20 protein-coding genes are annotated in these 26,170 nt (G+C 64.2%); 13 read left to right on the forward strand and 7 right to left on the reverse strand.

All coding sequences use genetic code 11. The features are described from left to right. Positions 1-30: 30 nt before the first annotated feature. A complete protein-coding gene (locus MUH00_RS23040) occupies positions 31-1,092 on the forward strand; it encodes an ABC transporter ATP-binding protein (protein ID WP_321576101.1) in 1,062 nt (353 codons plus the stop codon). Continuing rightward, positions 1,089-2,261 (forward strand): ABC transporter ATP-binding protein, encoded by a 1,173-nt coding sequence (locus MUH00_RS23045; protein WP_321576102.1) that lies wholly within the window; start codon positions 1,089-1,091, stop codon positions 2,259-2,261. The genes MUH00_RS23040 and MUH00_RS23045 overlap by 4 nt, the downstream gene beginning before the upstream one ends. A gap of 37 nt (positions 2,262-2,298) precedes the next feature. Here the strand turns inward: MUH00_RS23045 and MUH00_RS21205 are convergent, their stop codons facing one another. After that, complete coding sequence (locus MUH00_RS21205) at positions 2,299-2,520, reverse strand: hypothetical protein (protein ID WP_247004268.1); 222 nt, start codon at positions 2,518-2,520, stop codon at positions 2,299-2,301. A 128-nt stretch (positions 2,521-2,648) separates the two neighbouring features. Here MUH00_RS21205 and MUH00_RS21210 point away from each other — a divergent pair, with 128 nt between their 5' ends. Continuing rightward, positions 2,649-2,897: a hypothetical protein gene (locus tag MUH00_RS21210; RefSeq protein WP_247004269.1), complete on the forward strand. Its 249-nt coding sequence runs from the start codon at positions 2,649-2,651 to the stop codon at positions 2,895-2,897. A gap of 653 nt (positions 2,898-3,550) precedes the next feature. Then, positions 3,551-4,753, forward strand: coding sequence for a glycoside hydrolase family 11 protein (locus MUH00_RS21215; RefSeq protein WP_425603067.1), 1,203 nt, complete (start codon positions 3,551-3,553; stop codon positions 4,751-4,753). A 310-nt stretch (positions 4,754-5,063) separates the two neighbouring features. On the opposite strand, the gene MUH00_RS21220 is transcribed toward MUH00_RS21215, so the two are convergent. Then, the gene (locus MUH00_RS21220) at positions 5,064-6,056 is read right to left on the reverse strand and encodes an endo-1,4-beta-xylanase (protein ID WP_247004270.1); all 993 of its coding nucleotides are present in this window, start codon (positions 6,054-6,056) and stop codon (positions 5,064-5,066) included. A 207-nt stretch (positions 6,057-6,263) separates the two neighbouring features. On the opposite strand from MUH00_RS21220, the gene MUH00_RS21225 reads away from it, so the two are divergent. Next, entirely contained in the window at positions 6,264-7,322 is a 1,059-nt protein-coding gene (locus MUH00_RS21225; protein ID WP_247004271.1) for a mannonate dehydratase, read from the forward strand. A 24-nt stretch (positions 7,323-7,346) separates the two neighbouring features. On the opposite strand, the gene MUH00_RS21230 is transcribed toward MUH00_RS21225, so the two are convergent. Continuing rightward, entirely contained in the window at positions 7,347-8,426 is a 1,080-nt protein-coding gene (locus MUH00_RS21230; RefSeq protein ID WP_247004272.1) for an LLM class flavin-dependent oxidoreductase, read from the reverse strand. A 155-nt stretch (positions 8,427-8,581) separates the two neighbouring features. Between MUH00_RS21230 and uxaC the strand changes: the two genes are divergently transcribed. After that, a complete protein-coding gene (gene uxaC, locus MUH00_RS21235; protein WP_247004273.1) occupies positions 8,582-9,946 on the forward strand; it encodes a glucuronate isomerase in 1,365 nt (454 codons plus the stop codon). A gap of 82 nt (positions 9,947-10,028) precedes the next feature. On the opposite strand, the gene MUH00_RS21240 is transcribed toward uxaC, so the two are convergent. After that, a complete protein-coding gene (locus tag MUH00_RS21240; protein WP_247004736.1) occupies positions 10,029-12,272 on the reverse strand; it encodes a glycoside hydrolase family 3 N-terminal domain-containing protein in 2,244 nt (747 codons plus the stop codon). 672 nt (positions 12,273-12,944) lie between these two features. On the opposite strand from MUH00_RS21240, the gene MUH00_RS21245 reads away from it, so the two are divergent. Continuing rightward, on the forward strand, positions 12,945-13,718 hold the full coding sequence (locus MUH00_RS21245) for an IclR family transcriptional regulator (protein WP_247004274.1): 774 nt from the start codon (positions 12,945-12,947) through the stop codon (positions 13,716-13,718). A gap of 163 nt (positions 13,719-13,881) precedes the next feature. Then, entirely contained in the window at positions 13,882-15,942 is a 2,061-nt protein-coding gene (locus tag MUH00_RS21250; RefSeq protein WP_247004275.1) for an ABC transporter permease subunit, read from the forward strand. A gap of 144 nt (positions 15,943-16,086) precedes the next feature. Here MUH00_RS21250 and MUH00_RS21255 read toward each other — a convergent pair whose 3' ends face one another. Further along, a complete protein-coding gene (locus MUH00_RS21255) occupies positions 16,087-17,541 on the reverse strand; it encodes a family 4 glycosyl hydrolase (protein ID WP_247004276.1) in 1,455 nt (484 codons plus the stop codon). Positions 17,542-17,674: 133 nt separating this feature from the next. Beyond that, the gene (locus MUH00_RS21260) at positions 17,675-18,133 is read right to left on the reverse strand and encodes a universal stress protein (RefSeq protein ID WP_247004277.1); all 459 of its coding nucleotides are present in this window, start codon (positions 18,131-18,133) and stop codon (positions 17,675-17,677) included. 692 nt (positions 18,134-18,825) lie between these two features. Here MUH00_RS21260 and MUH00_RS21265 point away from each other — a divergent pair. The 5 genes from MUH00_RS21265 to MUH00_RS21285 all read left to right on the forward strand — a co-directional run bounded on the left by MUH00_RS21265 (position 18,826) and on the right by MUH00_RS21285 (position 25,310). Next, a complete protein-coding gene (locus tag MUH00_RS21265) occupies positions 18,826-19,587 on the forward strand; it encodes an IclR family transcriptional regulator (protein WP_247004278.1) in 762 nt (253 codons plus the stop codon). A gap of 149 nt (positions 19,588-19,736) precedes the next feature. Further along, positions 19,737-20,894, forward strand: coding sequence for a substrate-binding domain-containing protein (locus tag MUH00_RS21270; protein WP_247004279.1), 1,158 nt, complete (start codon positions 19,737-19,739; stop codon positions 20,892-20,894). A 2-nt stretch (positions 20,895-20,896) separates the two neighbouring features. Next, positions 20,897-21,700 carry an ATP-binding cassette domain-containing protein gene (locus MUH00_RS21275; RefSeq protein WP_247004280.1) on the forward strand — a complete coding sequence of 268 codons (804 nt, stop codon included), beginning with the start codon at positions 20,897-20,899 and terminating at the stop codon, positions 21,698-21,700. Next, positions 21,697-22,716 carry an ABC transporter permease gene (locus tag MUH00_RS21280; RefSeq protein WP_247004282.1) on the forward strand — a complete coding sequence of 340 codons (1,020 nt, stop codon included), beginning with the start codon at positions 21,697-21,699 and terminating at the stop codon, positions 22,714-22,716. The genes MUH00_RS21275 and MUH00_RS21280 overlap by 4 nt, the downstream gene beginning before the upstream one ends. A 1,148-nt stretch (positions 22,717-23,864) precedes the next feature. Further along, positions 23,865-25,310, forward strand: coding sequence for an enolase-like domain-containing protein (locus tag MUH00_RS21285; protein ID WP_247004284.1), 1,446 nt, complete (start codon positions 23,865-23,867; stop codon positions 25,308-25,310). A 390-nt stretch (positions 25,311-25,700) separates the two neighbouring features. On the opposite strand, the gene MUH00_RS21290 is transcribed toward MUH00_RS21285, so the two are convergent. Beyond that, a complete protein-coding gene (locus MUH00_RS21290; RefSeq protein ID WP_247004286.1) occupies positions 25,701-26,075 on the reverse strand; it encodes a VOC family protein in 375 nt (124 codons plus the stop codon). Positions 26,076-26,170: the final 95 nt, after the last annotated feature.

Raw genomic sequence — 26,170 nt, forward strand, 5'->3', positions numbered from 1 at the left:
GCGAACGGACCGCACGGGGGGTAACTACAGATGTCAAGTAACGCAGTGAATTCGGCAGGGACGAATCGCCGAGCCTCGGACGATCCGATCATCACGGTTCGAAACGCGAGCGTCCGGTTCGACATGGACAAGGGAACGTCGACGGTGCTCAACGACGTTACCATGGACATCTATCGAGGCGAAACGCTCGGCGTCGTCGGCGAGAGCGGCAGCGGCAAGTCGATGTTCGCCGACGCGCTGCTCGACGCCGTCGTCGAGCCCGGCATCCTGACCGGGGAGATCACGTACTATCCGGAGGACGGGGACCCGATCGACATTCTGGATCTTCAGCCCTGGGAGCTTCGCGAGGTGCGCTGGGAGGACATTTCGATGGTGTTCCAGGGCGCGATGAGCGCGTTCAACCCGACGATGAGCATCGGCGAGCACTTCGAGGAGACCCTCGAGGCCCACGGCTGGGACGAAGACGAGGGGCTCGAGCGCGCCCGACAGCTGTTCGCCGACCTGCACCTCGATCCGGATCGGATGCTTTCCTCGTTCCCGCACGAACTCTCCGGCGGGCAGAAGCAGCGGGCGCTGATCGCGCTGAGCCTGATCCTGGAGCCGGAGGTGCTCGTCATGGACGAGCCGACGGCCGCGCTCGACCTGCTGATGCAGCGGTCGATCCTCAACCTGCTGTACGACATCAAGGACAAGTACGACCTCACGCTCGTGTTCATCAGCCACGACCTCCCGATCGTCTCCGGCTTCGCCGACCGGCTGGCCGTCCTCTACGCCTTCGAGTTCGTCGAGGTCGGCGAGGCGACCGAGATTCTCGGGAACGCCGCCCACCCGTACACGCGGGCGCTGCTCAAATCCACGCCGAACCTCGACATCTCGCTCGACGAGATGCGGCCGATCGAAGGCGAGAGTCCGGATCCGGTCAACCATCCCGCGGGCTGTTCGTACCACCCCCGATGTCCGCTCGGCGACCAGAAGTGCACGACCGACGATCCGGCGTTTAGACCCGTCTCGGACGACCACAAGGTCCGCTGTCACTACTGGGAGGACGCGGATGAGGCCGTTCCGCTCGCGTTCGGAGGTGAGGACGAATGAGCCGCGACGAGCAGCCGGTGGTTTCGATCCGCGATCTCGAGGTGCACTTCGAGGACTCGTCGCTGATGCACTCGGTCGCGCCGTCGTGGCTCCGTGACAGAATCGGGCTGGAAGAGGACCCGACCGTTCGGGCCGTCGACAACATCGATCTGGACCTCGGCGAGAACGACGTGCTCGCGCTCGTCGGCGAGTCCGGCTGCGGCAAGACGACGCTCGGAAAGACGATGGTCGGGCTCACCCGGCCAACCGGCGGCTCGGTGAAGTACCGCGGCCACGATATCTGGGAGGTCCGCGACGGCGACGACGACGGCATCACCTTCGAGGAGATCCGCCGCTCGCTCCAGATCATCCACCAGGACCCCGGCTCCGCGCTCAACCCGTACCGATCCGTCCTCGAGAACCTCGAGGTGCCGCTCAAACGGTGGCACCCCCACCTCAACTACGCCGAGCGGCGCGGGCGCATCCTCACGATGCTGAAGCGGACGGGGATCAGCCCGCCGGAGGACTACGCGGAGCGCTACGTCCACCAGCTCTCGGGCGGCGAACAGCAGCGCGTTGCACTCATCCGCGCGCTGCTCGTCGAGCCCGAGGTCATCCTCGCCGACGAGGCGGTCAGCGCACTCGACGTCTCCCTGCGGATCGGCGTGATGGATCTCTTCCTCGAGATGCAGGAGATCTTCGACACCTCGTTCGTCTTCATCAGCCACGACCTCGCGAACGCCCGCTACCTGGCCGGGAAGTCCGGCGGCAAGATCGCGGTGATGTACCTCGGCGAGATCGTCGAGATCGGCACGGCCGACGAGATCATCAACAACCCGCAACACCCCTACACCAAGGTGCTCCAGTGGGCGACGCCGAAACTCGACCCCGAGCAGGCCGAGCAGGCGATGCGCGAGTCGCCGCCGGTCAGGAAGATCGACATTCCCGACGCGACCAACCCGCCGGCGGGCTGTCGGTTCCACACCCGCTGTCCGGAGGCCCGAGAGGCCTGCCGCCAGCAGTCGCCGGACCTCTACGAGAGCGGCGGCGACGAGCCCCACCGGACGAAGTGCTTCCGCGAGGTCGACGACCACGAGTACTGGGAGAGCGAAGAGATCACCGACGACGAGCCCGTGAAGGAGGCGTCGACGGTCGACGACGCCTCCGCGGCCGACGAAGCCTCTTCCTGATCGGTTCGATCCGAGACTCGATTTTCCGCGATTCGATTCAGAACGGTTCCCAGTCCGAGCGCAGCGCCACGAGCGTGCCGAGTATCGTGACGACCAGCACGATCGCGCTGACCTGCCCGATCACGTACGAGGCCGTTTCCGGCTCGAGGTACAGAAACGACCAGCCGAGCAACAGCAACATCGCGGTCGACAGCGCGAGCAACCAGATCCAGAGTTGGTTACTGAAACTGGACGATCGAGCCGGCGGACGAGTTGTCATCGTGAGAGGGTACCGGATCGGCGTAGATAAACGTGCGGAATGGTTCCACCGACCTCGGCCGAAGCGGAGCGTCCGGAACCGATGAGAGACCGCATGATTGATAATCCGTGCCACCGTCACTTCGTCTCATGGTCGAAGCATACACCGAGCGGTTCGAACACCCGTACCTGCTCTCGCTCGTTCCGATCGCCGGACTCCTGCTCGCGATATCGGCAGTCGCTGAGATCGCCGGAACCCACACCGTGGCGGGATTCCTGGCGCTGTACGCGATGGTCGCGCTCATCATCTGCGTGATCGGGTACGTCGGCATCTACTCCCTGGCGTACAGCACGGAGGTCCTTCGGCAGTGGCGGATTCGGCGGTCGGACCTCGAGTGAGATCCCGACGCGCGCCAACGGAGACGAATCACCGCTTTCGCGGATGAGAGGAGTAGTACTGGGACGAACGTGATCATCGAACTTCTGGTACCCGACTCGACGGCTCGTTCGGCGGCGGCCCTCGAGTCCCGTGTCCCACGGTCGACGTCGCCGGCGGTGTCGGGAACGGGACGCGTGATGCGCCGTTTCGGCGATTCGTTCCACCGTGACGATCGTCCGATCCGAGAGCCCGTCTCGCCGCGCACTCGGACCTACGAGTCGCGCCGAAGGTCACGTGCTCACGCCATCACGGACAACGAAGGCGATGGCACAACCGTCGAGGTCGCCGTTACGGTCTCCTAATCGGACGGAATCGAACGATGTCAGTCGTTACACTGCCGGTAGCTACTTGTAGATTACCCGAACGTTATGTTTACTATAATTATACTCTCATAAAGTTTTATTAATAGAGTCATTGTGATAACGAACGCGGTCGCGAATCACCGCGAGTAACGAAATCGGCAGATCGAATGCTGATGAAACGCCCACGGATGAGCAGGATGCCGACCTGCCGAGACTACGTGCGCACGCTGGACAATGCCAGCCCGCTGGAAATCGGCGAGGATCGGCTCGGATAGCGACGCGACTACGAACCAATCAACCACAAGAGAATAATGAACGACGAAACACGCGATACGGGAGCACCGACGGACGAACTGTACGATACCGAAGCAACCGAGAACGCGGCGGACGCCGACGATGGACCGAACGGGATCGATCGCCGCGGCTACATGAAAGCGGCGGCCACCGCCGCGGTGGCTGGCCTCGGCGCCGGAGCCGCGGCAACCCCGGCCGCCGCCGCCATTACTGAGAACCAGACCGGCAACGACGGCGGGTACTTCTACTCGTTCTGGACCGACGCCGAGGGGACGGTCTCCATGGAGCTGGGGCCCGGCGGCAACTACAGCGTCGACTGGAACGACACGGGGAACTTCGTCTGCGGCAAGGGCTGGGAAACCGGCGGACGCAGGAGCGTGGACTACTCGGGCTCGTTCAATCCGTCCGGAAACGGCTACCTGTGCCTCTACGGGTGGACGACGGATCCGCTGGTCGAGTACTACATCATCGAGGACCACGGCACCTACCGGCCCGAGCACGACTACAAGGGCACCGTCACGAGCGATGGCGGTACCTACGACATCTACGAGTCGCTGCGGGAAGACGCCCCATCCATCATCGGCACCGAGACCTTCCCGCAGTACTGGAGCGTCCGGCAGTCGACGAGGACGGGCGGCACCATCACCACCGGCAACCACTTCGATGCGTGGGAAAGCAACGGCATGGATATGGGTAACCACGACTACCAGATCATGGCCACCGAGGGCTACGAGAGCAGCGGAAGCTCCAACATCACGGTCGGTAGCTCCGACAGCGGCGGTGGCGGTGGCTCCGTCTCGAACGGCACCTACAGCATCCAGAACGTCAACAGCGGTAACGCGCTGGACGTTGCCAACCAGTCCACCGACGACGGCGCCAACGTCCAGCAGTACTCCTACGGCGGCGGCTCGAACCAGCAGTGGAACGTCGAGGACACCGGCAACGACTACCGCATCGAGAACGTCAACAGCGGTAAAGTCCTCGACGTCGCTAATCAGTCCACCGAGGACGGCGCCAACGTCCAGCAGTACTCGGACGGCGGTAACGACAACCAGCGCTTCTACCTGCACGACCAGGGCGGCGGCCAGTACCACGTCCAGCCGGTCCACAGCGAGAAGGCCCTCGACGTCGAGGACTCGTCGACCGACGACGGAGCCAACGTCCACCAGTACGACTGGCACGGCGGCGACAATCAACTCTGGACCTTCGAGTCGATCTGATCGGCTGGTTGCGTCCCGCTTTCGGTTTTATTTCGCAGCCGATGTTTCTCTCGCCGGAAGGTGACCCCGCTCTCGGACTGTTCCTGCACACTCGGGCGTAGCCCGAACGGGATCGTCGCCGCACTCGATCTACGTATCGAGAATCCAGAGACGCAGCGCGTGACCGACGCCAGCAACGCGTGCGCCTCACCGCGGTAGATGCGCCTCTGCTGTCGCCGGACTATCGGGGCTCGCGGGCTACGCACTCTTGCGAGGCGACGAACGGGACACCGAGGGAGACGATCGAGCGGACGCGGAGCGACGGCGTCTGTCAGCGCTCTCGGTGCGTCTCGATCGCGTCCCGGACCGCGCGATACGCCGGCTTGCGCTCGTACCGATCGTCGAACAGCAGCGGGTCGCCGGTGTATCGCTCGCCGAAGTCCTTGAAGCTTCGCAGCCACGTGCTCCCGTCGTGGATCCCCCACGTGACGATCGTCTCACAGCCCGCCTCGAGGCAGGCCTCGACGACCGCGCGGTAGTAGTCGGCCTGGCGCTCCAGGGCGGCCGCCGGCACGTTGTCGGCGGGAAATGCGACGTCCATCTCCGTGATCTGCACGTCGAGGCCGAGTTCCCGGAAGCGCTCGACGTTTTCGGCGATCGACTCGGGATCCGGGCGGTCGCCCAGGGCGTGGAGCTGGAGCCCGACGCCGTCGATCGGCACGTCGCGCTCGAGCAGGCGCTCGAGGAGGTCGTAGATAGCGTCGGACTTCTCGTTTACCTCGTCGGCGCCGTAGTCGTTGTAGTAGAGGTCGGCGTCGGTGACCTCGCGCGCCCATCGGAAGGCCTCGTCGAGGTACTCCTCGCCCAGCGCGTCGGACCAGACCGTCCGGCGCATCGAGCCGTCGTCGGCGACGGCCTCGTTGACGACGTCCCAGGCGTCGATCGTCGCCCGGTAGCGGCCGGCGACGGTGTGAATGTGATCGCGGAGGAACCGCCGCAGTTGCTCGTCGGTGTAGTCCCACGCCTGGAACCAATCGGGTTTCTGGTTGTGCCAGACGAGGGTGTGCCCGCGGACGTACATGTCGTTCTCGCGCCCGAAGTCGACGATCGCGTCGGCGTCTCGGAAGTCGTAGGTGTGGCGCGACGGTCGCAGCGGTCCCATCTTCAGGGCGTTCTCGGGCGTGACGGCGTTGAATTCGCTCGAGGCCGTCTTCCAGTAGCTCGGATCGCGCCGGAGCGAATCGGGATCGACCGCGGCCCCGATGGTGAACTCGCGCTCGTCGGCGACGTCTCGAAGCGCCGGCTGGCCTTGCTCGGTTGACATTGGTCGAACGGCGTCGGCAGTGCGCATAAAGCGTGGGGTTGCGGCAGTCGACTCGGTCCACGCCGACAGCGCCGGGGCGGGCGGCACAAGGATTCGGGCAGCGTTACGGCGTGAGCGACGCGCTCGGTCGGCGATCCGTCGGACCGCAGTCGCGCGATCGGCCGCTTCGAACAACATTTAACTCGGGCGGGTGTATGTATGCGCGTAATGTCTCTCGAGACTAGCAGTGACGCTCTATCGGACGAGGTCGACGATCTTCCCATGCGGGTCGGCCTCGGGCAGTTCATGGACCCGAGCGAGAAGCGACTCCGCTACATCAAGCAACTCGGAGTCGACGACGTACTCCTGAACATGTACCAGTACGATCCCAACTACGAACACATGCCCGATAACGAGCGGATGCCCCTCGAGGGCGACGGCGAGTGGTCGGTCGAGAACCTGATCGCGCTCCGCGAACGCATCGAAGCCGCGGGGATTCGCCTCAACGCCATCGAGAACGTCCCCATCTCGTTCTACGAGGACGTCATGCTGAACGGCCCGAATCGCGACGAGCAACTCGAGAAGCTCAAGCGAACGATCAGGAACATGGGCGAGGCGGGCATTCCGATCTTCGGGTATCACTGGGCGCCCGCCGGCGTCTGGCGGACTGGCTCTGAGACGGTTCGGGGCGGCGCTACGGTCTCCGCGTTCGACGCCGCCGAACTCGACGACGAGTACACCCACGACCGGGAGTACACCGAGGCGGAGCTCTGGGAGAACTACGAGTACTTCCTCGAAGAGGTCATCCCGGTCGCCGAGGAGGCCGGAATCGAGCTCTGTCTCCACCCCAACGACCCGCCGATGGAGCGCCTCGGCGGCGTTCCGCAGCTGTTCCGGAACTTCGAGAACTTCAAGCGCGCGATGGAGCTCGTCCCCAGCGACAATCACGGGCTCGATCTCTGTCTCGGCTGTTGGTCGCAGATGGGCGAGGACCTCGAGGAGGTGATCCGCTACTTCGGCGAACGGGACGAGATCTCCTACGTCCACTTCCGCGACGTCGAGGGGATCGTGCCGAAGTTCAACGAGACGTTCGTTGACTGCGGCAACTACGACGAGTACAGGCTGCTCGCACTGCTCGACCAGGTCGGCTTCGACGGGATCATGATCCCCGACCACACGCCCCACCTCGAGGACGACACCGACTGGGACCACCGCGGACGCGCGTTCACCGTCGGCTACCTCCGCGGCATGCTTCGCGGTCGCGACAGCGAGACGCGCGGCGAGTGAATCGAGCCGCGAAAACCGGCGCACCTACTCCCGGAAGTACGGGATGATCGTCTCCTCGTAGTGGCGCATCGTCTCCCCGAAGTCGCCGACCGGAATGAGCACCAGGTTGTCGACGCCGGCGTCGATGAACGCCTCGATGCGCTCGATCGCCCGCTCAGGATCGCCAGAGATTGCCACCTCGTCGACGGCCTCGTCCGGAATTCGTTCTGCGGCCGCCAGCAACTGCCGCTCCTGTTCCTCGTCGAAGGTCATCTCCCACATGATCGGCGTGTCTTCGGCGATCTCCTCGTACCCCATGTCGGCCAGCAGCGGCGGTCGGAGCGCCAGGCTCGTTCGGTTGCGCTGGATCCCGATCGCTCGAGCCTCGTCCGCGTCCTCGGTGACCGTCGTGGGGACCATCACGGCGCGGTCGATCGCGTCGGGATCGCGACCCCTGTCCTCGGCGACCGAGAGCACGCGCTCGAGATCCGCGGCGTACTGGTCGGGCGAGTGGATCCAGGGGAACCAGCCGTCGGCGACCGCGCCGGCGAATCCGCGCATGCTCCGTCCGTAGCCGCCAACCCACAGCGGCGGCCGCGGCTGCTGGACCGGCTTCAGGCCCATGTGGGCATCCTCGAGTCGGAAGAGGTCGCCGTCGAACGAGAAGAGCTCGTCGGGCGTGGATTTCCAGAGCCCGTCGACGATCTTCACCGCCTCGACGAACCGCGTGAACGGGTCGTCCCAGTCGATGTCCTCGATCGGCACGAAGTTGAACGCCTCGCCGGCGCCAATCCCCAGCCCCGCGCGTCCGTCGGTCATCCGATCGAGCGTCGCGACGGCGTGTGCGAGTTCGGTCGGATGGCGGCGCACCGAGTCGGTGACTCCTGGCATCAGGGTCGCTCGCTCGGTGTGCTGTGCGATCGCACCGAGGACGGTAAAGGCCTCCCACGGCGGTTCGGCGAGGAACTTCTCGGAACCGGTCGGGTGGAAAAGGTGGTCGGGGAGCGTAATGAGGTCGAATCCCGCCTCTTCGACGCGCTTTGCCTGTTCGATCGTTCCGAGGACGTCGCCGTACGCGACGACCTGACACCCGAAGGTGAGGCCGCTCGAATCGGATCTACTCATCGACGTACCCTTGGGAGGACTGCAGTAAATAGGTGGGCGTTTTCGCCACGCCGGCTCGAGTACCGTTCCGCCGGTCGTCTCGGGCGGCGCGACGTTGCCCGAGTCTCGGACCCGTACCCGTAGCTTTAATCCGGTTCGCTGGAAACGGTACGTCCATGAGCTTCCTCGGAAAGGGCTACCTGCTCGAGACGGACGCCGCACGAGAGCTGTACGACGCGATCGCGGAGTTGCCGATCGTCGATCCCCATACCCACGCCAACGTCGCCGAGATCGTCGAGAACGACGGCTGGGACGACATCTGGGAGGTCGAGGCCGCGACGGACCACTACGTCTGGGCCCTGATGCGCGACTGCGGGGTCGACGAAGAGCTGATCACCGGCGACGCGTCAAACCGCGAGAAGTGGAACGCGCTCGCGTCGGTTTTCCCGCAGTTCGCCGGCAACCCGACCTACGAGTGGATCCACCTCGATCTGCGACGTCGGTTCGGCATCGAAAAACGGATCTCGGCGGAGACGGCGGACGAGATCTGGGCGAAGACGGAGGCCCAGCTCGCCAACGACGCCATGCAACCCCAGCAGCTCCTCGAGGCGATGAACGTCGAGGTCGTCGGCAGCACCGACGACCCGACGGACGACCTCGAGTACCACGAACGCGCCGTCGACGAGGTGTCCGGCGTCGACGTCGTTCCGACGTGGCGCGCGGACCGAGCCGTGAAGATCGACCGGCCCGAGTGGACCGCCTTCGTCGACGACCTCGAGGCCGCGACCGGAATCGAGACCGACGAGTTCGACGGCTTTCTCGAGGCGCTCGCGGCGACCCACGACTACTTCGACGAGCGCGGCTGCCGGGCCAGCGACCTGGGCATCGAACAGCCCGTCTCCCGACCCGTCGGCGAGCGACGCGCGCGGAAGGTGTTCCGACGGCGGGTCGTCGGCAGCTCGCTTTCCGAGCGCGAGGTCGGGGATTTCCAGGCGTTCCTCCTCGAGTTCGTCGGCGAGTTGAACGCCGAGAACGGCTGGGTCACTCAGCTCCACCTCGGCTCCGTTCGCAACTACCGCGACGAGCTGTTCGAGCGACTGGGGCCCGCCGCCGGCGGCGACATCTCCACGCAGGACGTCGAGTTCGCCGACGCGCTCGAGCACTTCGTCAACGAGTTCGACGGCGAGACCGAGATCGTGCTCTACACGATCGATCCCACCCATTACCCGACGATCGCGACGATGGCCCGCGTCTTCCCACACGTCACCGTCGGCCCAGCCTGGTGGTTCAACGACAGCCCGTTCGGCATGGAACAGCAACTCGAGTACGTCGGCACGGTGGACCTACTCTCCCAACACGCCGGGATGGTCAGCGACTCGCGGAAGCTGCTCTCCTACGGCTCGCGCTTCGAGATGTTCCGCCGATCGCTCGCGAACGTCGTCGGCAAGCAGGTCGAGCGCGGACAGGTACCGATGGACGTGGCGCGGGAACTCGTCGAACGGCTCGCCTACGAGCGGCCGAACGAGCTGTACGGGTTCTGAGCCGATCCGAACGCGATAGCGGCGGCGGCCGCTCACGACGACCGATCCGATCGGAGAGAAGCCGAATGCCGGTGGGGTAGCGCTATTCGATGTCTTCGACGGTCGTTTCCGTGAAGTACGCCCGGCCGGTCTTCGGAACCGTCTTCGTCGCCGTCACCTCGAGTTCCTCGCTCGCGACGATGTCGGCGGCCGAGCGGCCGATCCGGACCTCGTAAGGGCCTTCCTCGACGGCGAGGTTCATGTCGAGGTCGTGGTAGGCGAGCTGAGTCGCGGAGAGTTCGAAGGTAACGCGCTTCGATTCGCCCGACTCGAGCGGGACGCGCTCGAAGCCCTGGAGTTCCTGGATGGGACGGGCCTGACTCGGGTTCGCCGCGCGGGTGTACAGTTGGACGACCTCGTCGCCGGCGCGATCGCCGACGTTCGTGACGGTGATGCTCGCCGTGATCGTCTCGAGCGGCGCGACGGCGTTCGCGGAGAGCGAGACGGCGTCGTACTCGAACTCGGTGTAGCTCAGCCCGTATCCGAACGGATACACCGGCTCGCCGTCGGTGTAGACGTAGTCCTTGTTCGCGGTGTTCGCCTTGCGGTTGTAGTACACCGGCAGCTGCCCGACGGACTTCGGCAGCGAGACGGGGAGCTTCCCGCCGGGGGCGTACTCGCCGAAGAGGACGTCCGCGATGGCGGGGCCGCCCTCGTCGCCCGGAAGCCACGCGTAGAGGATCGCGGGCACGTCCTCGGCCATCCACTCGATCGCGTGCGGTTTCCCGCTGACGAGGACGACCACGACCGGCGTCTCCGTCTCGAGGAGGCGGGAAACGAGTTCCTCCTGGACGCCCGGCAGACCGAGGTCGGTGACGTCACAGCCCTCGCCGCTGGTGGGGACGCTCGGTTTCTTTCGCTGCTCTTCGTCGACATCCGAGAAGTCGACCGCCGAGCGGGCGCCGACGAACGCGAGCGTCACGTCCGCGTCTTCGGCGGCCGACGCCGCCGCGTCGAACCCGTCCGTGGAGGGGCCGGAGATCGTACACCCCGGCTCGTGGAGAACCTCGAGATCCTCGCGGGCGCCGAGGGCCTCGAGCGGCGTGATCGCGTCGGCCTCGTACTCCTCTTCGGGGTAGTGAGCGGCGTAGGCGTAGTCGCCCATCAGTTCCTTCGTGTCGTCGGCTTTCGGGCCGACGACCGCGACGGAGTCGACGTCGAGGGGCAGGAGGTCGCCCTCGTTCTTCAGGAGCGTCATCGATTCGCGGGCCGCCCGCCTCGTCACGGTTCGCGCCTCTTCGGTGTGGAAGGCGTCCGTCGCGGCGTCCTCGTCGACGATCGGATCGTCGAAGACGCCCTTGCGGAACTTCTCGCGCAGGACGCGACGGACCGACTCGTCGAGCGTCTCCTCGGCGAGCTCGCCCTCTTCGACGGCCTCGACGAGGTGCTCGCCGTAGTACTCGGTGTAGGGCAACTCGACGTCGATGCCGGCCTCGAGGGACTGCACGCCGGCCTCGCGTTTCGTGTTCGCGGTGCCGTGTTCGGTCACCAGGTGCCGGACGCTGTAGTAGTCCGAGACGACGGTCCCGTCGAAGCCGAACTCGCCGCGCAGCACGTCCGTCAGGAGCCACTCGGAGCTCGCACACGGGACGCCGTCGATGTCGTGGTAGGCGTTCATCACCGATTCGGCGTTCGCCTCGCTGATGACGGCCTCGTAAGGGAACAGATGAACCTCACGGAGCTCCCGGGGGCCGACGTTGAGCGACGAGCGGTTCTTCCCGCCGTCGGTCGCGCCGTGACCGACGAAGTGCTTCAGCGTCGCCGAGATACCGTCCGCGCGGCCCTCGCCCTGCAGTCCGTTCACGTACGCGGCCGCCATCTCCGAGACCAGGTACGGATCCTCGCCGAAGGTTTCCTCGACGCGACCCCAGCGCAGGTCCCGCGCCACGTCGAGAACCGGGGACAGCGCGTGCGTCGTGCCGATTCCTTCGAGTTCGCCGCGGATCGTCTCGGTAACGGTCCGGAGGAGGTCGGGGTTCCAGCTGCTCGCCATCCCGATCATCTGCGGGAACGTCGTCGCATTCGGCCCCATGTAGCCGCTGAGACACTCCTCGTGGGGGATCGCGGGAATTCCGAGGCGCGTCTCCTCGCGCAGGTACGTCTGTAGTTCGTTCGCGATCCGGGCTGCGTCGGCCGGCGAGAGCCCGCCCTCCCCGCCGAGGCGGGTGAAGTGGCCGATCCCGTGCTCGAGCCACTCCTCGACGGCTTCGTCGTCGAGTTCGTCGTTTTCGAGCAGGCGATCGGCGTTAACCGAACCGAGCTGTGCAGCCTTTTCTTCGAGGGTCATCCGCTCGAGGAGATCGTCGACGCGAGTCGACACGGATTTCGATCCGTCCCGATACGGTGTCGCGGACTGTTTTCGTGTCACGCACTGGTCCTCGTGATCGATCACCTTAGCAGTTCTGACAGTGGGCGCCCCGTGGAGATCCGTCCCCTCCCGGACCCGGTTTCGTATATATCGAAACTATCACCGTCGACCGATCGGCGCCGCTGACGAAGCGATCGCGCGGCAGACGGGTGCCGAGAGTCCGTTCGGCGCACCGACGGAGAGTCGCCTCCCCGACGACATCTCGAGAGAGGATCCGTCTGATTACAACCGTATGCGTGTAATAGATAACGCAGTAGTATTTCCTAGTGTTACCTTCGATATTTGCGAAACACGGTCGTCGATGTCGTTTCATTCTCGCTGTGCGGCGTACGATAGGGGCGGTGCGGCCGGTACGGGACGTACGAGACTCGTCCGTACCGTCTACCACCGGACCCATTCCGAAGCGGTCCCGTTCGTACGACGCACTCGCATCGGCTGCTGACGCCGTTCGGATGCTCGGGGAGCATCGTGGACGAAGCGGTCCGTATCGCGAGTTTGCCGACCGGACGGACGGTGCCTATTTCGACATATCCGAACCGAGTTTCGAGAATTGCAAAGAGTTTAATACGACGTACGGTCCAATCGTGGACCATGAGAACGGACGACACGGGAGACGGACGGACGATCAAGTCACTCGAGCGCGGCTTCGAGATCATCGAAACGCTCGCCGAACTCGAGGGCGCGCGGCTGACGGAGGTTTCGACGGCGATCGGTCTATCGGTGAGTACGACCCACACCTACCTCCAGACCCTGGTGGAGACGGGATACGTCAGGCGAGCCGGCGACCAGTACGAGCTCAACTTGCGGTTTCTCCAGCAGGGCGGCCGAGTTCGACAGTCGGTCGACGTCTACGACGTCGCGCGGCCGGAGGTCGACAGGCTAGCCAGGGAGACGAACGAGGTCGCGTCGCTCGGAATCGAAGAGGACGGACAGCGGGTACTCATCTACAAGTCCGAGGGCGACAACGCCATCTACGACAACGCGCCGACGGGCGAGTACACGAACATGCACTGGAGCGCGCTGGGGAAGGCGCTGCTCTCGCGCCACTCGCGGTCGGAACTCGAGGCGATCGTCGACGAGTACGGCCTCGAAGCGCAAACCGATCGGACGATCACGGACGTCGAGACGCTGCGGTCGGAGCTCGAGCGGATCCGGGAACGGGGGTACTCGATCGAAAACGAGGAACGCCGTGCGGGCATCCGCTCGGTCGGCGTCCCCATCGTGACCGACGACGACGACGTGATCGGCGCGCTCTCCATCTCCGGGCCGAAGAATCGGATCAACGACGCCTGGATCGAGGAGACCGCCGTTCCGCTGCTCCGGAACGCGGCCAACATCGTCGAGGTGAAGTACGTCCACAACTGAGCCGGCCGAAATCGCACGTTCGACGTCGGACGCCGCGCCCGCGTCCGCGTTTAGAGGAGACTGGTGATGCAAGACCTTCGCGTTCGGTTTTCGAGCGCGTCCGCATGCATCGGAACAGTAATTTTATTAGGTCGGGGAGGAAGTTCCTTAGTAACATTAAGCAATGTCCAATTGGCTAATCAAGCGAATCGGCCAGGGTGTGTTAACAATCCTCGTCGTGTTCCATCTGACGTTCGCACTCGTCCGCTTCATGCCGGGGAACCCGTTCGAGGCGATGTACGCGCAGATGCTGTCGGAGAATCCGAACAATCCGGACGCCGCTCGACGACTGGTCGAACTCACGATAAACATCCAGCCGGACAAGCCGATGCACGTACAGTACGTGGAGTACATGTCCTCGATGTTGCAGGGTGATCTCGGCCACTCGCTATCCCAGAACCAGCCGGTCACCCAGATCCTTGCCGAGGCGGTGCCGTGGACGATTTTCTACATGTCCATCGCGATGATCATCACGTTCGTGACGAGCATCTGTCTCGGGGCGATCATGGCCTACTACGAGGGCTCGAAGTTCGACACCGCGATGACCGTCGTCGCCGTCATCGAGAGCTCGACGCCGTACTACGTCGCCGCGCTCCTCCTGTCGTTCGTCTTCGCCTACCAGCTCGGCTGGTTCCCCACCGGCGCGCGATACCCGGGCGGCGCGGATATCGGGCTCAACGCCGAGTTCGTCCTCGGCGCGTTACATCACGCCTCGTTACCGATCCTCTCGTTGATCGTTACGGGCGCGGCCGCCTCGCTCGGCATGCGCGGGAACTCCATCAGCGTCCTGGGTGCCGATCACATCCGCGTCGCTCGCCTCCGGGGACTCCCGCCGACGAGAATCGCGCTGCGGTACGTCATGCGAAATGCTCTGCTTCCGCTGTACACCGGTCTGCTGCTGACGATCGGCTTCATGATCGGCGGCTCGATCATCCTCGAGGACATCTTCAGTTACCACGGAATGGGATGGTACATGTTCGAGGGCGTACAGAATCGCGACTACCCGCTCATGGTCGGCGGGTTCACCGTGATCTGTATCACGGTCGTCATCGCGATGTTCGTCGCGGACCTCACGTACAGCCGCATCGACCCGCGGGCGAAGACCGGCGGCGACGACATGCAGGTGTACGGCAGTTCCGCGGGCGTCCCGCTGCGGACGCAGTTCAAGCGCTACGTACGGCGGCTGACGAACGCCACCGAGGAGCCGCGAGCGGACGGCGGCACCGCCGACCACGCGTTCTTCGGCGAGGAGCGGGCGATCGACGTCGACCGGAGGGACGTGCTGTACCGGAAGTTCGATCGGTCGATCTACGCGCCGGCGAAGATCGTGCTGAGCGACTGGCGCGGCTTCCTCGGCGTGACGATCACGATCGCGTTCGTCCTGCTCGGGACGCTCGGGCCGCGGTTCGTTCACAGCCCGACCGCCACGTTCGAAACCTGGGTGTCCCCGCTCGACGGCAATCTCTCACATCCGCTGGGGACGACGGACACCGGAGTCGACATCCTCTCGCTGATGGTCCACGGAACGACGCCCGTCCTCATCATGATCACCGCCGGCGCGATCGCGACGGTCGTCCTGGGCGTCGGCATCGGCGCGACCGCCGGATTCCGCGGCGGAGCGACCGACCGAGTCCTCATGACGCTCTGTGACATCGTCGTCTCGATTCCCGGGCTCCCGCTGATCATCGTCATCGCGGCGATCATCGAGCCGCGCCATCCGGCGATGGTCGGTCTCGTGCTCTCGGTCGCCGCGTGGGGCGGACTCGGCCGTTCGATCCGGTCCGAAGTGCTGAAGGTCAGGAGTCAGGAGTACGTCGAAGCGGCCCGCGCGATGGGCGTCGGAACGGTCTCGACGATCGTCAAGGACATCCTGCCCAACATCTGGCCCTACGTCCTCATCAACCTCGCTAACCACGCGCGAAACATCATCTTCGCCTCGGTGGCCCTGTATTACCTGGGCTTCCTCCCGGTCAGCACGCAGAACTGGGGCGTCGTCCTCAACAACGCGGAGGAGGCATACGCCCTCTACTCCGTCGGACAGATGCACTATATCCTCGCCCCGACGCTGTTCATCATCGGGCTCTCGATGGGACTGATCCTCATCGCCCAGGCGTTGGACCGCATCAGCAACCCGCGGATCCGGGCTCGCCACGCGAAGTCGGTCGACGACGACGAACCCGTCTGAACCCCTCGGATATCGATTTTTACGCTGCATTGGTCGTGTCGCTCGGTACCTAGGCAACGGCGCGTTCGGTAACGCGAGCGTCGCCCGAGAGGGACCGCAGTTACCGTGACGAGGGTTCGAAAAGGGGCCGTCGAAACGGAGACGTTACTCGGCCGGGTAGGCGGCCGACTCCGCGAGGACGGTCGAGTCTTCGAGATCCCAGTCCTGTAGGTACGATTCCTCCGCGGCGACGAGTTCCGCGAACAGCTCGCGGGCGTCTTCAGTCTGAAGGGTGCGGATCTGCTGGTCGATGAGGAATCCCTGGAACGCGGCGTCGACGTCGCCGTCAGCGGAGGCCTCGATGACCGTCTCGATAGTGTCGATGTGCCCGCGGACGACGCCGCGAACGGGACGCGGGAAGCCGCCGGCCGCCACCGGCTTGACCTCGTTCGCCCGGACGAGCGCGTTCGTCTCGACGACCGCGTCGTTCTGGAGATCCGACACCTGGCCCGTGTTCGGCAGGTTGATATTCGTCACGTAGTCGCCTTTCCCGACGAGCCCCCGGAGGATGTCGACGAAGACCTCGTTCGACTCGCTCAGTTCGAACTCGCGCTCGCCGGCCAACCACGCCTCGACGTCGGTCGTCTGGTCCGACTCGGCGGGCGTCCAGTGTTTGGCCCGGTAGTCGCTTCCGGTGCGCTTGACGCCCCAGCGGTTGAGCCCCTCCTTGCCGCCCTGGATGAACCAGGTCGCGTACTCGACGAGGTGGCGGTCGCCCGCGGCGGGGAGGACGCCGAACCGGCGGAACAGCTCCCAGGTCACCTGCCAGTTGTCGACGAACACGCTCTCGTCGGCGAGGTCCTCCCCCGTGAACGCCCGGTGGCCCTCCGCGCCGCCGCGGAGCTCCTCGAGCATCGGCCAGAGGTCGACGCCCTTGCAGCGCGCCTCGTCGACCCACGTGAAGTGGTTAATCCCCTTGACGTTAACCGAGATATCGCTGCGCTCGGCGTCCATGTCGAGGTGCTCTCGAGCGTACCGCGCGAGGCGGTGACGGGTGCCGAGCACCTCGTGGCACAGGCCGAGGGCGTTGATGTCGGGGTACTCGTCGTACAGCGCTCGCGTCACGAAGTGGACGGGGTTCGTGTAGTTGAACACCCACGCGTCGGGGCAGTGCTCGCGAATCGCGGCGGCGAACGCGCGGTAGAGCGGGACCGTCCGCATGGCGCGGAAGATGCCGCCCGGACCGATCGTCGCCGCGACCGCGCCGTAAATGCCGTAGCGTTTGGGGATGTCGAGATCGTGGACGAACGTCTCCGCCGGATCGTACTGCGTCGACAGGATGACGACGTCCGCGCCGGCGAGCGCCGTCTCGAGCGAGTCCGTCGCCTCGTACGACCAGTCGGCGACGGCTCCCTCTCGCTCCTGCACCCAGTTGCCGAAACGCGCGTTCCGCTCGGTGCTCTCGTAGTACTCGTCGTAGAGCCGTACCCGTCCGTCGAGGTCCGACTGCGCGAGATCCTGGATGAGATTCGGCGCCCACTGGCGACTTCCGCCGCCGAGATACGCAATCGTGATGTCGTCCGGATCGGTTGCCGTGCTCGAGTGAATCGCTTGCGCCATCGTTCCATTGTGAGAGACATACAGGCATAAACGTATGTGATGCGGATCGTACTCGTACCGGGTTCGATCCGGCCGCAGTGTCGGACGGACCGGACGCGTTTCCGCCGGCCGCCGTCGGTCGCCGATCTCGGCGTCAGTCCGTAACGACGGTAACAGGGCCGTCAAAGTCGAGGATCACGCGCTGTGCCGTATCGCCGAAGATCGCTTTCCCCGTCGGCGATCGTTTGTGCCCCGTGATGAATACGTGATCGCAGTCGCGTTCCGCCGCGGTCGCGACGATCCGTCGCGCCTGCTGGCCGTCTTCGACGACGGCGCAGAGCGGCTCGTACTCGACGTCCAGATCGGTCAGTTCGGCCCCGGCGATATCCCTGACGAACTGCCGTCCGCTCTCCGTGACGTCCGCCGAGGAGTACGACGTGCCTTCGACGTCGGCGATCGTCGACATCGTCTCGAGCGTGTGTTCGTACTCGTCGTCGTTCATCGTTGCGAGAAGGACGAGTTCGCCACCGGTCCCTGCCGCGAACTCGCCGGCGTTCCGAACTAATCGCTTAGCGGAATCGGTCGATTCGACTACCACGAGTGCGCGATTCATGGCGCGACGTTCACTCACGCAAGTAATAAGTATTGTGTCCGACTGGGTACCGAGTATGACCGGGAAATAGGACGGCGAAGCATACTCATGGCAGCCCAACGTGCTCACCGAATCGTTTGTCGAGTGGTAACGCTCGACGGATAGCTGGTACAGAACGCTATTTCGAAATGGAGAACACGGTTCGGAACCACGCAATACGCGGAGAATGCATCTATGAAGAGCGGAGGTCGATTCAGTTCCCACCGCCGATCGCGCAGAACCGTCCATCCAGTGCGTCTGCCGGCGGACGGATGGGTGGGGCCGCGAACGCAAGCGGACGCCGGCCAACGTCAGTTACATACGTACCTCTGTAAACGTACTCGAATCGACTGGAGAGAGACACTCAATAACATCCACCGATCCGTTCCAATAGCGCCAAAATCGTTCTGTGTACCAGAATTGTGTGCGGCCACGGCACATATTCGTTGTCTGCTCGTCGTCGCGACTGCAGCAGATGTGGTTCGAACACCAGTATTGGACATACGTTTCGATCTAAAATACAATGGTTCCCCAACATGCATCGCACCCGGCTCACATTCACAATTCCAAAATCGACCGGTCCGTTCTGGTGTGTTCAACGGCTTGTGTGCGACACCGACCACAGTTCGGTATGAGAGAACAACACATATATGATTTCAGGTGCATACGCGAATATGGTAAAACCGAGCCGTTCCGTCCAAACGATCGACCGGACGTTCGAGATCCTCGAGGTGATCCACGAGCTCGACGGCGCCGGCGTCTCGGAGATCGCCGAACGAGTCGACATCGGAAAGAGCGCAGTCCACAGCCACCTGACGACGCTGTCGAACCGCGAGTACGTCGACAAGGACGGCGACGAATATCACATCGGCCTCTCGTTTCTCGGGCTGGGCGCGTACGCGCGAAACCGAACGCCGATCTACGACGCGGCGCAGTCACGGGCCGACACCCTCGCCAACCAGACGGGCGAGTTAGTGAACCTCCTCGTCGAGAAAAGCGGAATGGGCATCTACCTCTACCAGGCGAAAGGGGAGAACGCGGTCGAACTCGACACCCACGAGGGAAAGCGCGTTCGGATGCACTGTACGGCACTCGGAAAGGCGATCCTCGCGTTCCGTCTGTCCGAGGAGGTCGACGAGATCATCGACGAGCACGGGCTTCCGACACTGACCAGTCAGACCGTCGCCGATCGCGAACGGTTGCACGCAGAACTCGAGGAGATCCGCGAACGACGGTACGCGATCGATCGCGAGGAACGCCTCAATGGCCTGCGGTGTATCGCGGCGCCGATCACCGACGATGCCGACCGGAGCATCGCGGCGATCAGCGTTGCCTGTCCCGTCCACCGCGTCGACGACGAGCGGTTCTACGAGGACCTCCCCGAGGCGGTGTTGGGCGCGGCGAACGTGATCGAACTCGAGTACAACTACTCGTAGATCGACCGCACGTTCGTTGCGTCAGTCTCGCCGCGGTACGTCGGATCGGACTCGGTCGCGGTTTGGCTTCGGGCAGTACCGGTCCGGTGAGATTGTGGATCCGGTGTTAGACACGAAAATTTATACTGATGGGCCTGGCACGCCCATGCATGCCACAGGGTGATAGCGGAAGAGCCAGCATAGACCTCGGAGCGGGCGTCTCCCGACGGGACGTTATGCGGCGACTCGGGGCAGCAAGTGCGGTCGGTGCGACGGCGAGCCTGGCCGGGTGCAGCGACCTCGTGTTCCGAGACGGCGAGGACGACGGCTCGAGCGCGAGAAACTGCGAAGACGGAGTGAACTACCAGCAGATCGACCTCGTACCGCCGCCGACCGACCTCGATTACGAGAGCGGCGGGAACGAACGCGAGGTGAACATGGTGACCCACGACGCCGCAACGTCGTTTTTCGACCCGACAATGGCCGGGCTTCACGACGCCGCGAGTCAGGTCGGCTGGAGCGCGAACTTTTCCGGTCCGACCGGCGGCGAAGACGTCGAAGAGCAGGTCACGATCCTCGAGTCGACGGTCGACGCCGGACCGGACGTGATCCTCACGACGATCATCGACGAACACGCGTACGATTCGGTGCTCCAAGAGGCCCTCGATAACGACATCGTCGTGCTCGCGTATAACGCGAACTCGCTCTCGACGCAGCAGATGGAAGAGCAGTTCGACCGGGCGCTGGCGTACGTCGGACAGGACAACTACGCGGCCGGCTACGTCTGCGGGCTCGCCGCCGCCGAGCGACTCGAGAGCGACGACGGACAGGTGACGATCGCCACGTGCTGTCCGGGCCACTCGGCGCTGGGCGAACGCGCGGCGGGTATCAAGGACGCACTGACGGAGGAGACCGGCGTCGAGACCGACCAGCTCGACGTTACCGACGATTCGAACGAGGGGATCGCTCGTCTGGAGGACCACATCGCGTCGACCGAGAACCTGCTCGGCATCGTCGGGACCGACGCCTACACCTGGTTCATCGGCGAGGCGCTCAAGAGCCAGGGCGTCGAAGACGAACTGCTCGGCGGCGGCTTCGACCTCGAGGAGCCGACGATGGAGGCCATCAACAACGGCGTGATGGACTACACGATCGGGCAGGACCCGTACTCACAGGGGTACGTGCCGACGATGCTCGCCTGGCTGTACATGGAGCGGGGGATTCCGCCGAAAGACTACAAGACGGGCGCCGAAGTGATCGATCAGGAGAACATCGAGTTCGCGCTGAAACGGAGCGACTGGTCGACGCTGCTCGAGCAACAGGGCTAATCATGAGTTCGGAACCGATCATTCGCACGAAGAAACTGTCGAAGGAGTTCGAGACCGTACACGCGGTGAAGGGCGTCGACTTCAGCGCCACCGAGGGCGAGATCATGGCCGTCGTCGGCGACAACGGCGCGGGGAAGTCGACGCTGATCGAGATGCTCTGTGGCGTGTTGGAGCCGACCGACGGCGACGTCTTCCTCAGAGGCGAACGAGTCCAGTTCGACGACTACAACGACGCACAGGAGGCGGGGATCGGCACCGTCTACCAGGATCTCGCGCTCGCGGAGAGCCAGTCGGTGGCGGCGAACATCTTCCTCGGAAACGAGCCGACGACGGCGGGACTCGCCGGCCGGCTGGGGCTCGTCGACGAGCGCGAGATGGCCGCGGAGGCGTCGTCGATCCTCGAACAGGTGCAGATTCCGGTCGATCCGCACGGCACCGTTCGCAGCCTCTCCGGCGGACAGCAACAGGCGGTCGCGATCGCTCGTGCGTTGCAGTTCGACCCGGAAATCCTCATCATGGACGAACCGACGAGCGCGCTGTCGATCGAGGGCGTGCGGAACGTACTGAACGTCGTGGGCGGACTTCGAGAGCGGGGGATCACGATTATTCTCATCAGTCACAACATCGAGGAGGTACTCGGTATCGCGGATCGGATCACGGTGCTCCACCAGGGAGAGCTGATGGGCGTCCTCGACGCCGACGAGGCCGACCGCGAGGACATCGTCTTGCTGATGATGGGCGGGAGCGAGGAGGACCGCGTCGAAGACCTCACCGAAGCCGGAGCCGAGGAGGGGTCGACCGCATGAGCGAGAAGACGGCCACGGCCGGCAAGTCGGCCGTGACTCGCGATCCGTCGGCGTTCGTTCGGCGGCTCACCTCGCGACGGGAGGCCGGCGTCCTGTTCGGGTTCGTCACGCTCTATGCGATCATCGCCGTCACGCGTCCGGACATCTTCTTCAGCTGGCAGGACATCTCCGGAGTGACCTTCCGGCTCTTCCGGACGGCGTCGATCTACGTCATCGTCGGCATCGGCATGAGCTTCCTGATCATCAGCGGCGAATTCGACCTCTCGGTCGGGTCGATGTTCGCCGTCGGCGGGCTCACGTTCGCATTGCTCATGCAGAACTACCAGCTCACGGGCCTCGCGAGCGTGGTGCTCGTCCTCCTGCTCGCGGCGGGCGTCGGCCTCACGAACGGCGTGATCGTGACGAAAGTCGGCGTCCCGTCGCTGATCGCGACGATCGGGATGTTGAGCGTGCTCCGCGGCGTCGCACTCGCGATCACCGACGGCTCGTGGGGCGTCCCGCAAAACGACGCCGTAGTCGGGCTGTTGGGCGGCAAAGCGGAGATCCTCGGCGTCACGGTCGCCCACCAGGTCGTCTGGGCGGCGCTGCTGGTGCTCGTTTTCGGGTTCGTCCTCCAGAAGACGCGCTTTGGCTACCACGTCTTCGCCGTCGGCGACGATCAGGACGCCGCCGAGAAGACCGGCATCGACGCCGACATGGTGAAGATCCGGAACTTCGTCATCGTCGCGATGCTCGCGGCGCTGGCCGGCATGATCAACATCTCCTACTACGGGTCGATGTTCGCCTCGAGCGGACAGACCTACGAGCTGTTGATCATCGCGGCCGTCGTCATCGGCGGGACGAACCTCTTCGGCGGCGAAGGCTCGCTCTCCGGGATGGTGCTCGGCGCGCTCGTCATCGCCATCATCCCGCAGGTGCTCGTCCTGAACGGGATGAGCGTGGACATTCAAGAGCTGCTAACCGGGGTGATCATCATCGCCGCGGTCGTCCTCGACATCATCTTCAGGGGACGGTAGCCGCGCTCTTCCCACTCAAGTGTCAGCGGTATCGCGAGGGCCGGAAGAACGCGATCGCAGTCGCCCGCCGTAGCTGCACTGGCAGAGGTGTCCGGCGAAGTGTCCGTGCGCTTCGGACGCGATGCGATCGACACTCGCCGCAGTAGGGACTGTTACGCGTTCGTCAGTCTTGCACAGACTCAGTATTCGTATAGATCGGTAGTAATACTTCGGATTTGCCACCTTTTCTCACCCGCGTTCAGCGGCGGCGAACCCGAGATTATGAAACCGTTCACCACGGCGGCTGAAGTTTTCTCCGATGTGAACGACTCCTCGCACGCGCCAGTGACCGTTTCGGTGAAGCGAGCCGTCGTCATCGGCGGCGCAGCGGGATCGAACGGGCGATCGCGAGCGCCTCTCGTCTCCTTCAGCATGCCTCAGAACGCCGATACCTACCGACGGGAACCGCCGTCTCTCGTTCGCCTTAGCTTCAATCGTCCGCCTATTTGAACCGCCAGGCGAAAATGATTATAAAAATATGAATTATTATAATATTTCATAGTTATATGATAGCTGGTGACGGGAGCCGATAGGCTTCTTCGAGACCGAACGTTTACATTCACATGTTCGTAGGATCAATGCTCGCTGGCGTCCGCCCGATCGGTCCTGATTTCCCTTCTCGGCCTATCCGCTCCCGTCATCTCGTTATCCGGCGGTGACGGACGGAAATCATGAGCTAATATCGCGATAAAGGTGCCACAGCGAACGGCGGGACGGTTCGTTCTTATGCCATCAAATCGGAGCCGGTATTGTCGTAATTGACACGCGTCTCCGAACGCCTCCCGGTTGGCCGCTCGACTCTATCGGTCGTCACTCGAAACGGAGTCACAGCGACGAAAGTAGCACCTTTCGTCCGCTTCGACGATCCGAGCCGTCGGCCGCGTCACCGTCGCCGATCCGTTCGGAGTTTGTACGACGAAAAAGCGGGTACTCGGAGCAGTTCCACCGACTACGTGACGGACCGATCACGGCGCCGAACCTCATACTCGTGGTCGTCGCGATACTGGAATCGACTTCTCGCGTCAGTCGACACCTGCAAATCGGCGCGTTCGAATGGGTCGGACGATCGGCGGAGCAAGAAATTTAGCCCCCGCGCGCCACGTCGGGACATGGCGATCGAAATTTCGGCGACGTCCTTTCACGTCGTCGATCTCGAAACGCGGTTCCCCTTCCACTTCGGGAACGTAGCGGTCACGAAGATCCCGAAGGTGCTCCTCCGCGTGAAGGCCGAGGTGGACGAGAAATCCCAAGACGGCATCGCGATGGGCGGATTGATTCCCGGTTGGTTCTACAAGGATCCCGAGATGGACCTCGACGCGGGCTACCGGAGTATGATCGACGCGTTCCGTTCGGCCGCCGATATCGCCCGGACCCTCAGCCCCCGGCCCACGGCGTTTGCGTTCTGGCGATCGCTCTACGAGGAACAACACGAGTGGGCCGCCGGCACCGACTGCCCGGCGCTGCTCTGGTCGTACGGCGTGAGCCTCGTCGAACAGGCGCTGATCGACGCCGTCTGCCGCGCGAAGAACACGACCTTCGCGAACGCGGTCAGGGAGAACGCGTTCGGCATCGACCTCGGATCCGTGTACGACGAGCTGGCTTCCGCCGACCCCGCCGGTCTGCTCCCGGACGAGCCGCGACGCTCGACGGCGATCAGGCACACCGTCGGCCTCGACGACCCGCTCACGGCGGCGGATATCGGGGACGATCGGCCGGACGACGGGCTCCCGCTAACGCTCGGCGAGCACGTCCGCGAAACCGGAGTGAACCACTTCAAGATCAAACTGTCGGCCGACCTCGAACGCGATGCGACCCGCCTCGCCAGGATCGGCGACGTCCTCGCCGACGCAGGCGTCGAGGAGTATCGCTGCACCGTCGACGCCAACGAGGGGTACGACTCGGCCGGCGAGTTCCGGCGCCACTGGGAGGCCCTCGCGTCGGAGCCCGCGCTCGCGGCCGTCTTCGATTCGCTCGCGTACGTCGAACAGCCGCTCCCTCGAGACGAGGCGTTCACCGCCGAAACGAGAGACGTACTCACGTCGTGGGCCGACGCCCCGCCGATCGTTATCGACGAGTCCGACGACCGCATCGCCAGCGCGGGCGCCGCGCTGTCGTACGGCTACGCCGGAACGAGTCACAAGAACTGCAAAGGGGTGTTCAAAGGCATCGCGAACGCGTGTCTGGTCGCCCACCGCAACCGAACGAGCGAGGATCGTCGCTTCGTCGTCAGCGCCGAGGACCTGACGACCGTCGGCCCCGTCGAATTGCTCCAGGACCTCTCCGTGACGGCGACGATCGGGGTCGATCACGTCGAACGAAACGGCCACCACTACTTCGCGGGACTTCGCGCGTTCTCCAACGGGATTCGAGAGGAGCTGCTGTCCGCACACGGCGACCTGTACCGTCGTCACGAGGAGGGGTTTCCGACGCTCGATATCAGGGACGGAACGATTGAACTGGGCTCGGTACTCGATGCACCCTTCGGCGTCGCACCGCTGTGCGATACGAGCCAGTTTACGCCGCTCGAGATGTGGCTCGAAACAGTATCCAACTAGCCGCGTTACCGGTCGTGTTACGGACAGGACCGGCAGCAGCAGCAGGGCGACCGAACGGATGGTTCCGAGGGATGGTGCAACTCCGGCGGCCATCCTGAAAAGGAGTATGTCGCCGGAGGCCACGACCGTTATTGTCGATGTGATATCATTACAGGTGAACTGATGAGTGAGGCGATCGACGGATCAGACTACGTCGCGCGTTGCCGTGGGTTTGCAAACGGGGCCCGGACAGCCTACGGCATCACGACCCGCTCGCGCTCGCGATTCGTCGGTGATATCCGTCGCGCACCGCCCGTCGAGTGAAACCGTGAGCCTGGCCGCAACACCACTTCTACGGCCCGTTCAGACCCGTTACTTCTCGAATCCGTCTCGTCGGCCGTCGGGTGACCGTTATTCGAGATTCTCGATCAGTTCGATCTCCCATCCGTCCGGCCCCTCGATAAACGCCACGCGGACGCCGACCTCGTCGAGCGTCATCGGCCCGTCGATAATCCTGCGATCGTCGAGGTCGTCGACGGTCGAGTCGACGTCCGCCACGGCCAGCGCGACGTGTTCGAAGTCGCCCGTCTCCACCGGTTCGTCGGATTCGACGAGTTGGAGAGCGGCGTCGTCGGCGGCGGACGGATCCGGGTGGCCGAGGAAGACGTTTCTCGTCCCATCGTCCGTCTCGAACGAACGGACCACCTCGAAACCGACCAGTTCATCGTAGAACGCGACGTTCGATTCGACGTCCGAAACACGAATCGCCGTGTGTAGGAGTGTCATCGCCAGAAAGATAATTCAAGGTAGATTAAATAGACTACGGTTCGGGACCATCCTACGCTCCGGTTCTCACCGGCGTTCTGTCGTTCGCGAGCGGA

Origin of the sequence: Halosolutus gelatinilyticus, from assembly GCF_023028105.1 — an archaeon.
Classification (GTDB): domain Archaea; phylum Halobacteriota; class Halobacteria; order Halobacteriales; family Natrialbaceae; genus Halosolutus; species Halosolutus gelatinilyticus.

Bases quoted from the DNA above. Each gene is read 5' to 3' on its own strand.
- MUH00_RS23040 (WP_321576101.1), top strand. From the start codon at position 31: ATGTCAAGTAACGCAGTGAATTCGGCAGGGACGAATCGCCGAGCCTCG.
- MUH00_RS23045 (WP_321576102.1), top strand. From the start codon at position 1,089: ATGAGCCGCGACGAGCAGCCGGTGGTTTCGATCCGCGATCTCGAGGTG.
- MUH00_RS21205 (WP_247004268.1), bottom strand. From the start codon at position 2,520: ATGACAACTCGTCCGCCGGCTCGATCGTCCAGTTTCAGTAACCAACTC.
- MUH00_RS21210 (WP_247004269.1), top strand. From the start codon at position 2,649: ATGGTCGAAGCATACACCGAGCGGTTCGAACACCCGTACCTGCTCTCG.
- MUH00_RS21215 (WP_425603067.1), top strand. From the start codon at position 3,551: ATGAACGACGAAACACGCGATACGGGAGCACCGACGGACGAACTGTAC.
- MUH00_RS21220 (WP_247004270.1), bottom strand. From the start codon at position 6,056: ATGTCAACCGAGCAAGGCCAGCCGGCGCTTCGAGACGTCGCCGACGAG.
- MUH00_RS21225 (WP_247004271.1), top strand. From the start codon at position 6,264: ATGTCTCTCGAGACTAGCAGTGACGCTCTATCGGACGAGGTCGACGAT.
- MUH00_RS21230 (WP_247004272.1), bottom strand. From the start codon at position 8,426: ATGAGTAGATCCGATTCGAGCGGCCTCACCTTCGGGTGTCAGGTCGTC.
- uxaC (WP_247004273.1), top strand. From the start codon at position 8,582: ATGAGCTTCCTCGGAAAGGGCTACCTGCTCGAGACGGACGCCGCACGA.
- MUH00_RS21240 (WP_247004736.1), bottom strand. From the start codon at position 12,272: ATGACCCTCGAAGAAAAGGCTGCACAGCTCGGTTCGGTTAACGCCGAT.
- MUH00_RS21245 (WP_247004274.1), top strand. From the start codon at position 12,945: ATGAGAACGGACGACACGGGAGACGGACGGACGATCAAGTCACTCGAG.
- MUH00_RS21250 (WP_247004275.1), top strand. From the start codon at position 13,882: ATGTCCAATTGGCTAATCAAGCGAATCGGCCAGGGTGTGTTAACAATC.
- MUH00_RS21255 (WP_247004276.1), bottom strand. From the start codon at position 17,541: ATGGCGCAAGCGATTCACTCGAGCACGGCAACCGATCCGGACGACATC.
- MUH00_RS21260 (WP_247004277.1), bottom strand. From the start codon at position 18,133: ATGAATCGCGCACTCGTGGTAGTCGAATCGACCGATTCCGCTAAGCGA.
- MUH00_RS21265 (WP_247004278.1), top strand. From the start codon at position 18,826: ATGGTAAAACCGAGCCGTTCCGTCCAAACGATCGACCGGACGTTCGAG.
- MUH00_RS21270 (WP_247004279.1), top strand. From the start codon at position 19,737: ATGCCACAGGGTGATAGCGGAAGAGCCAGCATAGACCTCGGAGCGGGC.
- MUH00_RS21275 (WP_247004280.1), top strand. From the start codon at position 20,897: ATGAGTTCGGAACCGATCATTCGCACGAAGAAACTGTCGAAGGAGTTC.
- MUH00_RS21280 (WP_247004282.1), top strand. From the start codon at position 21,697: ATGAGCGAGAAGACGGCCACGGCCGGCAAGTCGGCCGTGACTCGCGAT.
- MUH00_RS21285 (WP_247004284.1), top strand. From the start codon at position 23,865: ATGGCGATCGAAATTTCGGCGACGTCCTTTCACGTCGTCGATCTCGAA.
- MUH00_RS21290 (WP_247004286.1), bottom strand. From the start codon at position 26,075: ATGACACTCCTACACACGGCGATTCGTGTTTCGGACGTCGAATCGAAC.